Genomic DNA, 13,808 nt, shown 5'->3' with positions numbered 1-13,808 from the left:
CTTTTAGATAATTACCCAAACAAATCAAACTAGGCTGAAATTTTTCCTGTAATATAGAGCCCAATGATTCGCTTTATGCAGATACAGGAACGATTATGGAAGTCATACGCGAAATCGTACTGGCACTTTGGCAACACGATTTTATGAAGCTCGCCAACCCAGAAGTTCTCTGGGTAATTTACACCGTACCCTTTGTGGTGATTGTATTAGAAAATGGCGTGCTCCCCGCCGCATTTTTACCAGGTGATACCCTTTTACTGCTTTCTGGTGCATTGATTGCCAAAGGTGTTTTGCACTTTGTCCCCACAATCTTGCTGCTAGCGACGGCTGCGAGTTTAGGCTGCTGGCTTGGATTTGTTCAAGGGCGTTGGTTAAGCGAAACGAAGATAGTTAAACGCTGGCTTTCTCAACTCCCTGAGGAATATCATAAAAAAGCCAATGATATGTTTAACCGACAAGGTTTGTATGCATTATTGATCGGACGCTTTCTGGCATTCGTGAGAACGCTACTGCCATTGTTAGCGGGATTATCCGATTTAAGCCACCGCCGTTTCCAATTATTCAACTGGCTTAGCGGGTTATTGTGGGTCGGTATTATTGTGACTTTGGGCTATGCCGTTAACCAAATTCCTTTCGTTAAAGAGCATGAACAAGTCGTGATCACCGCACTGATGATCATCCCTGTTGTGCTGTTGGTTAGTGGTTTGATTGGCTCCATTATCGTCTACTGGAAGCACCGTAAAGCTTTGAAAGGCAGCAAAGAAAGCTAAATTGCACGCCTAAATCATCTCACGCGACCAACACAAGTTTCAGTGTTTGGTCGCCGCTACAAAACCATATCTACCTCTCAATATGCGCTCACTTCGTACTAATAAATAACTCAATAAACGCGCTTAATTTCCCTGGAGCCACTATGCACAACACAGCAATACCTACGAATGAACACACGCTTAACGTTCATCTTGTAAACTCATTTACTCGAAATAACACAGGCGGAAATCCTGCCGGAGTCGTGCTCAATCCCCCGAAACTCAGTGATGCACAAAAAATTACGATTGCTCGCCAAGTGGGATTTTCCGAAACGGCGTTTGTCTATTCCGGAGAAAGTGCGGGTGAAGAAACGGATTTTAAAGTGGATTTTTTCACCCCTGAAAGTGAAGTCGACTTTTGTGGACATGCAACATTGGCTGTCTTTTTTACCCTATTTTCACTGAATCAATTAGCCGCTGGCACCTACTCCCAAAAAACCAAAGCAGGTATTTTAAATGTTACGGTCAGTGCTGATGGGGTCACTATGCAACAAACACTCCCCGCTACTCGCCAAGGGCCTGATGTGAATACCGTCGCTGCCGCATTAGGTATCCCAGCTGAGACAATCACAGAAACAGGCTTACCTATTGAAATTATCTCCACTGGATTACCTGATATTTTAGTCCCCGTGCAATCCAATCAATTGGATAATTTAAAACCTAATTATGATGCTATCGCGCAGCTGAGCCGTGAATTTGACTCGATTGGTTTTCATGTTTTTGAGTTAAACCAGTCACCTTCTTTTACTGCTCATTGCCGAAATTTTGCTCCGCTCTACGGAATTAATGAAGAGTCCGCAACCGGTAGCGCCAGTGGTGCTCTTGGCTGCTATCTTGTGAAACATGTCTTCCCCACAGAAACCCATTTTCTGTTAGAGCAAGGGCGAGCAATGGGGTGTTCCTCGCAAATTCAAGTGGAAATCTCTCATCAAGATCAGGCTATCAGTCGAGTTTATGTGGGTGGACAAGCCGCAACAATGGGTGTCCAAACCGTCCATTTTTAATCTCTTAACACACCTAAAACAAAAAAGTCGCGGCATATTCTGTCGCGACTTTGATATCAAGAATGGATTGCTAACTTACGCTGTTATTGCTTCGCCAATAAGAAACTAATGGCGGAAAACAGATACTGCCCAATTTCTGGCGTCATCCATGTTCCTTGAGAAATAACCGGATCTTCGCGATAAATCGTGCGGATTTTTTCCTGTAATAGCGGATCGCCCCCAGTAAATTGGTTAAACATGGTTAACCACATTCCCGCTAGCTTCTGCACATTCGGCGAATCTGGGGCATCCCCCGCTTTCAATGCATTATAAATTCCTGAAATAAATTCAGGCCACACTTTGCCGGATTCAAAATAATGCTGGCTGACAACAGTAAATTGCTCTGCGGTTAAATGGGGTTTAAAACGCGACAGTTGGTACTCACTGAAACCCCGAGCTACAAAATCAATCATCGCTTCGGTGATCCCTGTCGAAAACATTAGCTCGTTGTCGGTTAAGTGAATTTGATTTAAACGCGCAAAGAAATCAGGGTTTCCGCCCGTATCTCTTTCCAAGGCAGTCATCCACTCAACACCAACCGCTTGTACTTCAGCTGATTTCGGTGATTCACCTTTTTCCATTAACGATTTTACTGTGGCGACCCGCTGTTGCCACTCTTGATTTTTCAATGTGTTCGCCGTGTATAGTGGCAATTGCTCAAGCTCTTGAGGGGTAAAATATTTATCAAACATCGACATCATCTCCAATAATGAAAACCAATCAGCCTGAGTGGGGTTATCTCCCTGTTGCATTTGCTGCTGTAACCGCTCGAGGCGTGAACGCAGTTTTTCAATCTGCTTCATCTGCTCGGTTAACAGACTAATACGCTCTTGCAGCAAAAGAGAGATATCGCCACTGTGACCATTAAGTAACTCACCGATGTCTTTCAGTTTGACTCCCACCTGACGCAGCATCTGAATTTGCGTCAAACGTTCAATACATTGCATATTATAGAGTCGATAACCTGCATCGGTTCTGGCAGTCGGCAGTAATAAACCAATCTCTTCATAATGATGAAGGGTACGAATGGTTAATCCTGTTTTCTCTGCAATCTCACCCACTTGAAATAGCATCTTAGCCTCCTGTCCTGAAATGCAGGTTAGTGCCTCACGTTACGTGAGGGTCAATCACTATTGTGCACTATTTTTCATTTATATTAATTTATTCCACTTTTTCGCTACCCATAAAAAAACCCCAGAGGCGATAACACCACTGGGGTTAATAATCAGCGAATCAGTGATTATTTAATTAATGCGTGCATCTCTTGTACAGAAATCACTTTATCCGTTGGGTCTGCGCTCAGGGATAATGCCGTCGCAAAGCCACCGTTGAGGGTTGTATCATAGTGAACTTTGTAACGCAGTGCGCTACCGCGAATGAGTTTTGAATCTTCAATCGCTTGACGACCTGCCGTTGTATTCACGATGTAGTTGTACTCTCCATTCTTAATACGGTCTTGAATGTGTGGACGACCTTCGTGAACTTTGTTCACTAAACGTGGGTTAATACCCGCTTCACCCAAGACAATCGCCGTTCCGTGAGTCGCATCTAACTCAAAACCGTGTTTCAGCAGTTTCGCTGCTAAATCAACAACTTTCGTTTTATCGCCTTCACGAACAGACAGCAGTGCGCGACCGGATTTCTTCATGGTTGAGTTGCTGCCTAACATCGCCTTAGCAAATGCTTCAGCAAATGTGCGATCAACACCCATCACTTCACCCGTTGAGCGCATTTCTGGTCCGAGGATTGGGTCAACACCTTGGAACTTGTTGAATGGCAGAACCACTTCTTTGACTGAGTAGTAAGGTGGAATGACTTCTTCAGTCACGCCTTGCTGAGTCAGTGTTTGACCCGCCATAACACGCGCGGCAACTTTCGCTAGTGGTACGCCTGTTGCTTTAGAAACAAATGGCACCGTTCTTGCTGCACGCGGGTTCACTTCAATCAGGTAAACTTCGTTGTTCTTCACCGCAAACTGGACGTTCATCAGACCGCGAACGCGTAACTCGAATGCCAGACTGCGCACTTGTTCACGCATCACATCCTGAATTTCTTGGCTTAATGTATAAGCTGGCAGTGAACATGCTGAGTCACCAGAGTGAACACCCGCTTGCTCAATGTGCTCCATAATTCCGCCAATCAGCACCATTTCACCGTCGCAGATTGCATCCACGTCAACTTCAATCGCATCATCAAGGAAGCGGTCTAATAGGACTGGCGCATCGTTAGACACACTCACCGCGGTTTGGAAGTAGCGACGCAGGTCAACTTCGTCATAAACGATTTCCATCGCACGACCGCCCAGTACGTAAGATGGACGAACCACCAGTGGATAGCCGATACCCGCTGCTTTTTCAACAGCTTGTTCGATAGTTGCAACAGTGGCGTTTTGTGGCTGTTTCAGGTTTAAGCGATTAACCGCTTGTTGGAAACGCTCACGGTCTTCTGCACGGTCAATCGCATCAGGGCTAGTACCAATAACCGGTACACCCGCGGCTTCTAATGCACGCGCTAATTTCAGTGGAGTTTGACCACCATATTGAACAATCACCCCTTTCGGCTGTTCGATACGGACGATTTCTAATACATCTTCCAGTGTCACTGGCTCGAAATAGAGGCGGTCAGAAGTGTCGTAGTCTGTTGAAACCGTTTCTGGGTTACAGTTGACCATGATAGTTTCATAACCATCTTCACGCAGCGCTAATGAAGCGTGTACACAGCAGTAGTCGAATTCGATACCTTGTCCGATACGGTTTGGACCGCCACCTAATACCATGATTTTTGGCTTGTCGTTGTTCGGATTGGATTCGCATTCATCTTCATAAGTCGAGTACATATAAGCAGTGTCGGTCGCAAACTCTGCCGCACAGGTATCTACACGCTTATAAACTGGATGTAAATCATAACCTTGACGTAACTTACGTAATTCAGCTTCAGACACACCCACTAAACTTGCCAGACGCGCATCCGCAAAACCTTTACGCTTCAGTTGGCGTAAGAAATCTTTAGTCAGACCATTGATTCCTAACTCTGCCACTTCGTTTTCTAAACGCACCAGCTCTTCAATTTGCACTAAGAACCAGCGGTCGATATTGGTCAGATTGAAGATACCATCGATAGATAAGCCTGCGCGGAATGCATCAGCGATGTACCAAATACGGTCGGAGCCCGCATCTTTCAGCTCACGGCGAATGCGAGTTAACGATTCTGGGTCGTCCTGGCTCACTTTCGGGTCGAAGCCTGTTGCGCCCACTTCCAGACCACGCAGCGCTTTTTGCATAGATTCTTGGAATGTGCGGCCGATAGCCATCACCTCACCCACGGATTTCATTTGGGTGGTCAGACGGTCATTGCTTCCTGCGAATTTTTCGAAGTTAAAACGAGGGATTTTGGTCACAACGTAGTCGATAGACGGTTCAAATGACGCAGGAGTACGACCGCCTGTGATGTCATTCATCAGCTCATCGAGAGTGTAACCAACCGCTAATTTTGCAGCGATCTTAGCAATTGGGAAGCCTGTTGCTTTTGACGCTAGTGCGGATGAACGAGAAACACGCGGGTTCATCTCGATAACAATTAAGCGACCATCTTTCGGGTTAACGGCGAACTGAACGTTAGAACCGCCTGTTTCAACGCCGATTTCACGCAGTACTGCCATCGAGGCATCACGCATGATTTGGTATTCTTTATCTGTCAGTGTTTGCGCAGGTGCGACGGTGATGGAGTCACCAGTGTGAATTCCCATTGCGTCGAAGTTTTCAATGGAGCAGACGATAATGCAGTTATCTTTCTTATCGCGAACTACTTCCATTTCATACTCTTTCCAACCAATTAACGATTCATCGATTAATAATTCGTTAGTTGGAGATAAATCTAAACCACGAGTACAGATTTCTTCAAATTCTTCGCGGTTATACGCGATACCACCACCGGACCCCCCCATGGTGAAAGATGGGCGAATGATACACGGGAAACCAACGTCATCAGCGACGGCATTAGCTTCTTCCATTGTGTGTGCGATACCTGAACGCGCTGTGCCTAAACCGATTTTTTTCATCGCTTTATCAAAGCGCTGGCGGTCTTCTGCTTTATCAATCGCGTCCGCAGTCGCACCAATCATGGTCACGCCAAATTCAGCCAATACACCTTGGCGTTCAAGCTCAAGGGCACAGTTCAGCGCGGTTTGTCCACCCATGGTTGGTAATACTGCATCTGGGCGCTCTTTTTCAATGATTTTGCGTACCACTTCCCAGTGAATTGGCTCGATGTAAGTTGCATCCGCCATTTCTGGGTCTGTCATGATAGTCGCTGGGTTCGAGTTCACTAGAATAACGCGGTAGCCTTCTTCTCTAAGAGCTTTACACGCTTGCGCACCTGAATAGTCAAACTCACACGCTTGGCCGATAACAATCGGGCCCGCACCGAGGATCAGAATGCTTTTAATATCTGTACGTTTTGCCATTTTCTTTCTCCCGATTATTTTGCGTTTGAACGTGGTGTGTTTTGACGGTATTCGTTGATTAAATCAATGAAGTGGTCAAAAAGACCTGCGGCATCATGAGGACCAGAACTGGCTTCTGGGTGACCTTGGAAACTAAATGCAGGTTTATCTGTGCGATGGATACCTTGCAAAGTGCCATCAAACAGCGATTTGTGCGTCACACGCAATGTGTCGGGTAGTGTGGATTCATCAACCGCAAAACCGTGGTTTTGAGCCGTGATCATCACCACATCTTTATCTAAATCTTTAACTGGGTGGTTAGCACCGTGGTGACCAAACTTCATCTTCACGGTATTGGCACCACTTGCTAATGCTAGCAATTGGTGACCCAAGCAAATGCCAAATACGGGGATTTCAGTTTTTAAGAATTCTTGGATAGCGTTGATAGCGTAGTCACAAGGGGCTGGGTCGCCAGGGCCGTTTGATAAGAAAATCCCATCTGGGTTCATCGCTAACACCGTTTCTGCTGGTGTTGTTGCCGGAACGACGGTTAAGCGGCACCCACGGTCAACTAACATACGCAGAATATTGCGCTTTGCACCAAAATCGTAAGCAACAACGTGTAATGGCAGCTCATCTTCTTTGCTTGCTGCTGGTTGCCCTTCTTCTAAGTTCCAAGAGCGTTGAGTCCAGCTGTAAATCTCTTTGGTGCAAACTTCTTTTGCTAAATCTAAGCCATTTAAACCTGAGAAGCTGCGTGCTTTTTCTAAAGCCAACGCCGCATCTGGGTTATCCCCTGCGATGATACAACCGTTTTGTGCGCCTTTTTCTCTTAACAGGCGGGTTAATTTGCGCGTGTCGATATCCGCGATAGCCACCACATTGTGGCGTTTCAGATATTCAGACAAGCCTTCCTGACCACGAAAGTTACTGTAAATTAATGGTAAGTCGCGAATGATAAGGCCTTGAGCGTGTACGTTAGGAGATTCTTCGTCATCAGCATTAGTGCCGACATTACCAATATGGGGATAAGTGAGAGTAACAATTTGGCGGGAATAGGAAGGGTCAGTAATTATTTCTTGATATCCGGTCATTGAAGTATTGAAAACGACTTCTCCAATAGCGGCCCCTTCAGCACCAATGGCGCGCCCGTGGAATTGGGTTCCGTCTTCCAGAACCAATATAGCTGACTTAATCAAAACATCCTCCGGAGAATAATCAATCATATTTTTTGCATATTAATTCAGATTTTGCGATCTAAATCAATGCCAAAATGAGTTTTTAAGCAAATTTTTGGCAAATTGCGCGCATTCTAATGATGGGATAGAGTCTTGTCTAGAAAAAAATGCATTTTTTTCACTTTTAGCTTACTTTTTTTGCATTCTTACCTATTTTTTCTATAGAAGGCTAATGAAATAACTATTCATGGGTAAAAACGCAAACGGTTAATAGCGAAGAAAAGTGCAAAATGGATAATAGCGCAGACAAGGAAGGATCTAAAGTGCAATTTTTGAGTAAAAAAGAGAAAAAATGACACAAAGATAATAGAAAACAACGGATTTAATTAAATCAAATAAATAGATTACGATAAATCAGAGACTTCAACCGAAGCCATCTGATTTTAAATGGAAATTTATTTTATAAAAAACTACAAATCATCAAGATTAAGGACATCTTTCATATTGTACAACCCATCTTTCTTGGCATTAACCCAAGATGATGCTCTTATCGCGCCTTTAGCAAAGGTCATACGACTGGAAGCCTTGTGGCTTATCTCTACACGCTCGCCAATATCAGCAAACATTGCAGTGTGCTCACCAACAATATCGCCAGCACGTACAGTAGCAAAACCAATCGTGCCCGGCTCACGCTCTCCGGTATAGCCTTCACGTGCATACACCGCACACTCTTTCAGATCTTTTCCTAATGCATCCGCGATAGATTCCCCCATCGCCAGCGCAGTGCCTGAAGGGGCATCAACTTTATGACGATGATGGGCTTCAATAATTTCAATATCAGTGTAATCTCCCATCACTTTCGCCGCTTTTTCCAGTAATTTCAGCACCAGATTCACACCAACGCTAAAGTTGGCAGCGAAGACAATTGGGATAGATTTTGCGGCTTCAGCAATAGCCAATTTTCCTTGTTCATCAAATCCTGTGGTCCCAATGACCATGCCTTTTTGGTGAGATTGACAGAACGCTAAATATTGTAAGGTACCTTCAGGACGGGTGAAATCAATCAGTACATCAAAATCATTAACGACAGAATCTAAGTGACCAACGACTTTCACACCAATTTGCCCAATTCCCGCCAATTCACCCGCATCAGTGCCTATAAGTGAAGAGCCTTCACGCTCAATGGCTGCGCCAAGTTGAATTCCGTCTTGTTCTTGTGCTGCTTGAATTAATTGGCGCCCCATGCGCCCACCCGCACCGACAATCGCAACGCGTACAGTTGAATCTGCCATTTTTGATCCTTTCGTAAATATTGAGGCGAAAACCAAAATAAAATCTTGGTTATACCTTAAAGAAACTTGAATCGGGACGCCAGCACTAATCTGGAGATATTAATAAAACCGTAGAGAGGGGGATGATTATCAGAAAAAATTGTATTGATATGGAATGGGATGCTAAAAAAATAGAAAATAGCAGCGACCAAATCAGCCGCTACTATAATAAAATCAATGTATTAGTTAATTTCTTTAACGTCCACACGCAGCTCTTTTGGTACTTCAAAAACGATATTTTCTTCTCGCCCTTGCAGCTCAACTACGGAGTCTGCACCCAGCTCTTTCAGTCTATCAATCACTTGACGGACTAAAATATCTGGTGCGGATGCCCCCGCTGTTAATCCGATAATTTTCTTATCTTTTAACCACTCAGTTTGAATATCTTCAGCACCATCAATCAGAAATGCGGCCTTCCCCATTCGAGACGCTAATTCAGCTAAACGGTTTGAGTTGGACGAGTTTTTCGAACCAACAACTAGCACGATATCGGCTTTTTCCGCGAGCTCACGCGCCGCTTCTTGGCGGTTCGTGGTCGCATAGCAAATATCGTCTTTACGCGGTCCAACGATATTAGGGAATCGACGGGTGAGCGCATCAATCACATCGGAGGTATCATCCACTGAAAGCGTCGTTTGCGTCATAAAGCTCAGGTTGTTTTCATCTTTTACCTGTAGCTTCCAAACGTCTTCAGGGCTTTCAACAAGATACATTCCCCCTTCAGGGTTATTGTATTGCCCCATTGTCCCTTCCACTTCAGGGTGTCCTGCGTGACCGATTAAAATCGCTTCTTTGCCTTTACGACTTGCACGAGCCACTTCCATATGCACTTTAGTCACTAATGGGCAGGTCGCATCAAATAACATGGTTAAATCGCGGGAACGGGCTTCTTGGCGAATGGCTTGTGAAACGCCATGAGCTGAGAAAATTAGAATAGAGCCATCCGGAACTTCAGAGATTTCTTCAATGAAGATAGCGCCACGCTGGCGTAAATCGTCAACCACATAGCGGTTATGCACCACTTCATGGCGAACGTAAATCGGTGCGCCATAAATTTCTAAGGCGCGTTCAACAATACTGATTGCACGGTCAACACCCGCACAAAATCCACGAGGATTAGCCATTAATATTTGCATGGTGACTCTCCAATTGTGGGTCTATTTCTAGCACTTCAATTTCAAAGGTAATTTGTTGCTCAGCAAGAGGATGATTAAAATCAACAGTAATTGATTCCCCTTCGATTGCCTTCACGACACCCGGTATTTCGCTTCCATTCATGCCCGTAAACAGCATGATGGTACCAATTTCAGGGATCCCCGTTTCCATAAAATCACGCAATGAAAAGTATTGCACTAAGTCTGGATTATGTTTCCCGAATACCGTATCCCCAGCTAAGGAAAATGTTTTCTTTTCACCTTCAGATAGCCCAATCAGTTGCGCTTCTATTTCTGGCGACAGTGAATCATTTCCAAGAGCAAACAACGCAGGCTTTCCTTGTGCGTGAGAAGAATCTGCCGTGGAGCCATCTTCTAATTTCAGAGTGAAATGCAGTAAAACAGAACTCTGCGCCTGTATTTGAGTAGACATAATCTAAACCTGTTTTTTATCATAAAGTTCAGCCCGACTATCGTCGGGCTGAGATGATTAATATGCAATATTGGGTTTTATCAACCTATCGCACTATCTGTTCTATTTAGCATCTTGCTGTTTGGGTTTATCCGGCAAAAAGCCTTCAAAAATCACCAATGCCGCACCAATACAAATGGCCATATCCGCCAAGTTAAAGGTCGGCCAGTGCCAGTTGCCAACATAAAAATCAATGTAGTCAACCACAAAGCCATGCACTAAACGGTCAAATAAATTACCGATCGCACCACCAATAATTAACGCATAAGCAATATTGCTCAGGCGTTTTTTCACACTTTGGCGATACATCATCACCATTAACGTAATGGAGATGGCAATAGCTATTCCAGCAAAGAACCAGCGCTGCCAGCCGCCTTTATCCGCCAGGAAACTAAATGCCGCACCAAAGTTTTGAGCGTACATAAGGTTAAAGTACGGAATTAAAGGGTGTGGATCGTACAGAGTCAGCTCTTTTAAGACCAATTGCTTAATTGCTAAATCTGCAACGATAATCACAACCGTCAGCCACAGCCAACGCAAACCAGTAGAACAAATAGGTGTCTTCATTAAGCAAACTTACGTAATTCACCGTTTCCGGCTACGTTAGTCACACAGCGACCACAGATTTCAGGTTGTTCTGCCGCTGCACCAATATCACTTGCATAATGCCAGCAACGAGGACATTTTTCCCCAGCCGCTTTACTGAAGGCAATTTTCAGGCCTTTCAGTTCACTGTCTTGTGCATCCGCAGGCGCCGTTGCAATATCAGCCACATTCGCTTGAGATGTTAACAGCGCAAAACGCAGTTCATCGCCTAAGCTATTTAACTTAGCAGCTAATGTGCTATCCGCATATAACGTTACCGAAGCTTCTAACGAACCACCAATGTGCTTGTCTGTACGCGCTTGTTCCAGAACTTTGTTCACTTCGCCACGTACGGCTAACAGTTCAGACCAGAAACCATCATTCATCGCTTCAGATTCGTCTAAACCAAATAAGCCGTTATACCACTCTTCAGTGAGAACGAATTGAGCGCGTTTGCCCGGTAATTCGTTCCAGATTTCATCAGATGTGAAGGACAGAACCGGTGCAATCCAACGAACCAACGCTTCCACAATATGGAACAGTGCAGTTTGGCAGCTACGACGCGCAACGCTATCACTTTTCGCGGTGTACTGGCGGTCTTTGATAATATCCAGATAGAACGAGCCCATCTCGATAGAGCAGAAATGCATTAAGCGTTGGATAACACCTAAGAAATCATACTCATCGTACGCTTTCGTAATCTCTTTCTGTGCTTCTAATGCACGACCAACCGCCCAGCGATCTAACACCACCATATCTTCTGGTTTCACCATATCGGTTTCTGGGTTGAAACCATTTAAGTTTGCCAGTAAGAAGCGCGCGGTATTACGGATACGGCGATAAGAGTCTGCTGCACGTTTTAAAATTTCATCAGATACAGCGATTTCGCCCGTATAGTCAGTTGATGCCACCCACAGACGCAGGATATCAGCGCCCAGCTTGTTCATCACATCTTGCGGACTCACTGTATTACCTAAAGATTTAGACATCTTACGACCTTGACCATCAACGGTAAAACCGTGGGTCAGAACTTGGCGGTAAGGTGCTTTGCCTTTCATCGCAGTAGACAGCATCAGAGAAGACATGAACCAACCACGATGTTGGTCAGAACCTTCCAGATACATATCTGCGGAGTTACCATGGAATTCAGGACGAGCATCAACCACAGCAAAGTGGGTGGATCCTGAATCGAACCAAACGTCTAAAGTGTCTGGTACTTTACGATAAGTTTCAGCATCAGCGCCCAGCAATTCAGCAGGGTCTAAATCCCACCATGCTTGGATACCATCAACTTCAACGCGCTTAGCGACTTCTTCCATCAGCTCTAAAGTACGTGGATGTAGTTCTTCAGTCTCTTTGTGCACGAATAACGACATTGGGGTACCCCAAGTACGTTGACGTGAGATACACCAGTCAGGGCGGTTTTCAACCATTGACTCGATACGTGCACGCCCCCAACCTGGGATCCACTGAACAATGTCGATCTCTTTCAGAGATTGTTCACGCAGACCGTTTTTATCCATGCCGATAAACCATTGTGGTGTCGCACGGAAAATAACTGGGGTTTTATGGCGCCAGCAACATGGATAGCTGTGAGAGATAGCTTTCTTGTACATCAATAAGCCTTTCTCGTTCAGAATTTCCAGCACCACATCATTAGCTTTGAAAATAAATAAACCATCTAAACCTGGGTAAGTATTTGGCAAGAAGCAGCCATCTGGACCCACTGGGTTCGCTGTTTCTAAACCATATTTTTGTCCAACAACATAGTCTTCAGGACCATGACCTGGCGCTGTATGTACCGCACCTGTACCCGCATCTAGCGTAACGTGGTCACCTAAAATTGCAGGCACATCAAAGCCCATAAATGGATGAGCAAAACGAAGTAACTCTAATGCACTACCTTCGCACTCGCCTAATACTGTCCATGACTCAACACCGACAGTCTTCATGACTTCTTCAACTAAGTCAGTTGCTAGAATGACTAAATCACCATTCGCATCCACCAGAGAGTATTTGAACTCTGGGTTCAGAGAGATTGCACGGTTAGCTGGTAACGTCCAAGGCGTTGTCGTCCAGATCACTAAAGATGGCGTTTTATCGCTAGAAACACCAAATTTTTCGCAAACGGCTTTGCTATCTACCGCAGGGAAGCGAACGTAGATAGATGGGGATGTTTTGTCGTAATACTCGACTTCCGCTTCAGCCAATGAGGAACCACATGCTGTACACCAGTGAACGGGTTTTGCCCCTTTCACTAAATGACCATTTGCAACGGTTTTCGCCAGAGCACGGATGATGTTCGCTTCGGTTTTAAAATCCATGGTCAGGTAAGGTTTGTCCCACTCACCCAACACACCTAAGCGGATAAAATCAGCTTTTTGCCCTTCAATTTGCTCTTTGGCATATTCACGGCATTTTGCACGAAATTCAGCGGCGGAAACTTTTTCCCCTGGTTTACCTACGATTTGTTCAACTTTGTGTTCAATAGGTAAGCCATGGCAATCCCAACCAGGGATGTATGGGGAATCAAAGCCCGCCAGCCCTTTGGATTTAATAATAATATCTTTGAGAATTTTGTTTACTGAGTGACCAATATGAATACTGCCGTTAGCATACGGAGGACCATCGTGCAGAATAAAGGTTTTCTTGCCCGATTTTGCTTTACGGATTGCCTGATACAAACCTTCTTTGTACCAGCGCTCTAACATCTGTGGTTCGCGTTTAGCGAGATCGCCACGCATTGGGAACCCTGTTTCTGGTAGATTCAGGGTATTTTTATAGTCACTCATCGA

Annotated in this window: 10 protein-coding genes; 2 read left to right on the top strand and 8 right to left on the bottom strand. The window is 44.9% G+C overall.

Annotated elements, in window-relative coordinates; all coding sequences use genetic code 11:
* The first annotated feature begins 95 nt into the window (after nucleotides 1-95).
* Nucleotides 96-770, top strand: a complete 675-nt coding sequence (locus tag GKR61_RS13545; protein WP_154639844.1) for a DedA family protein — start codon at nucleotides 96-98, stop codon at nucleotides 768-770.
* A 143-nt stretch (nucleotides 771-913) separates the two neighbouring features.
* Entirely contained in the window at nucleotides 914-1,813 is a 900-nt protein-coding gene (locus GKR61_RS13540; protein WP_036950323.1) for a PhzF family phenazine biosynthesis protein, read from the top strand.
* A gap of 83 nt (nucleotides 1,814-1,896) precedes the next feature.
* On the opposite strand, the gene GKR61_RS13535 is transcribed toward GKR61_RS13540, so the two are convergent.
* The 8 genes from GKR61_RS13535 to ileS form a co-directional block, all read right to left on the bottom strand.
* Nucleotides 1,897-2,925, bottom strand: coding sequence for a MerR family transcriptional regulator (locus GKR61_RS13535; RefSeq protein ID WP_154600148.1), 1,029 nt, complete (start codon nucleotides 2,923-2,925; stop codon nucleotides 1,897-1,899).
* Between the two features lie 167 nt (nucleotides 2,926-3,092).
* Nucleotides 3,093-6,314 (bottom strand): carbamoyl-phosphate synthase large subunit, encoded by a 3,222-nt coding sequence (gene carB / locus GKR61_RS13530; protein WP_154639843.1) that lies wholly within the window; start codon nucleotides 6,312-6,314, stop codon nucleotides 3,093-3,095.
* A gap of 14 nt (nucleotides 6,315-6,328) precedes the next feature.
* On the bottom strand, nucleotides 6,329-7,492 hold the full coding sequence (carA, locus tag GKR61_RS13525; RefSeq protein ID WP_108479264.1) for a glutamine-hydrolyzing carbamoyl-phosphate synthase small subunit: 1,164 nt from the start codon (nucleotides 7,490-7,492) through the stop codon (nucleotides 6,329-6,331).
* 449 nt (nucleotides 7,493-7,941) lie between these two features.
* The gene (gene dapB, locus GKR61_RS13520) at nucleotides 7,942-8,763 is read right to left on the bottom strand and encodes a 4-hydroxy-tetrahydrodipicolinate reductase (protein ID WP_036950314.1); all 822 of its coding nucleotides are present in this window, start codon (nucleotides 8,761-8,763) and stop codon (nucleotides 7,942-7,944) included.
* 221 nt (nucleotides 8,764-8,984) lie between these two features.
* Nucleotides 8,985-9,938, bottom strand: a complete 954-nt coding sequence (gene ispH, locus GKR61_RS13515) for a 4-hydroxy-3-methylbut-2-enyl diphosphate reductase (protein ID WP_132496157.1) — start codon at nucleotides 9,936-9,938, stop codon at nucleotides 8,985-8,987.
* Nucleotides 9,919-10,389, bottom strand: coding sequence for an FKBP-type peptidyl-prolyl cis-trans isomerase (gene fkpB, locus GKR61_RS13510; protein ID WP_154600146.1), 471 nt, complete (start codon nucleotides 10,387-10,389; stop codon nucleotides 9,919-9,921). The genes ispH and fkpB overlap by 20 nt, the downstream gene beginning before the upstream one ends.
* Nucleotides 10,390-10,491: 102 nt before the next feature.
* Entirely contained in the window at nucleotides 10,492-10,995 is a 504-nt protein-coding gene (lspA, locus tag GKR61_RS13505) for a signal peptidase II (protein WP_036950306.1), read from the bottom strand.
* Nucleotides 10,995-13,805 (bottom strand): isoleucine--tRNA ligase, encoded by a 2,811-nt coding sequence (gene ileS, locus GKR61_RS13500; RefSeq protein ID WP_108479229.1) that lies wholly within the window; start codon nucleotides 13,803-13,805, stop codon nucleotides 10,995-10,997. Before ileS ends, lspA begins: the two co-directional genes overlap by 1 nt.
* Between the last annotated feature and the right edge of the window lie 3 nt (nucleotides 13,806-13,808).

The sequence above is a fragment of the Providencia sp. wls1916 genome (genome assembly GCF_009706585.1).
Lineage (GTDB): Bacteria > Pseudomonadota > Gammaproteobacteria > Enterobacterales > Enterobacteriaceae > Providencia > Providencia lanzhouensis.
Note: the sequence above shows the minus strand (reverse complement) of the source record. Positions and strands in the feature narration are given on the sequence as shown.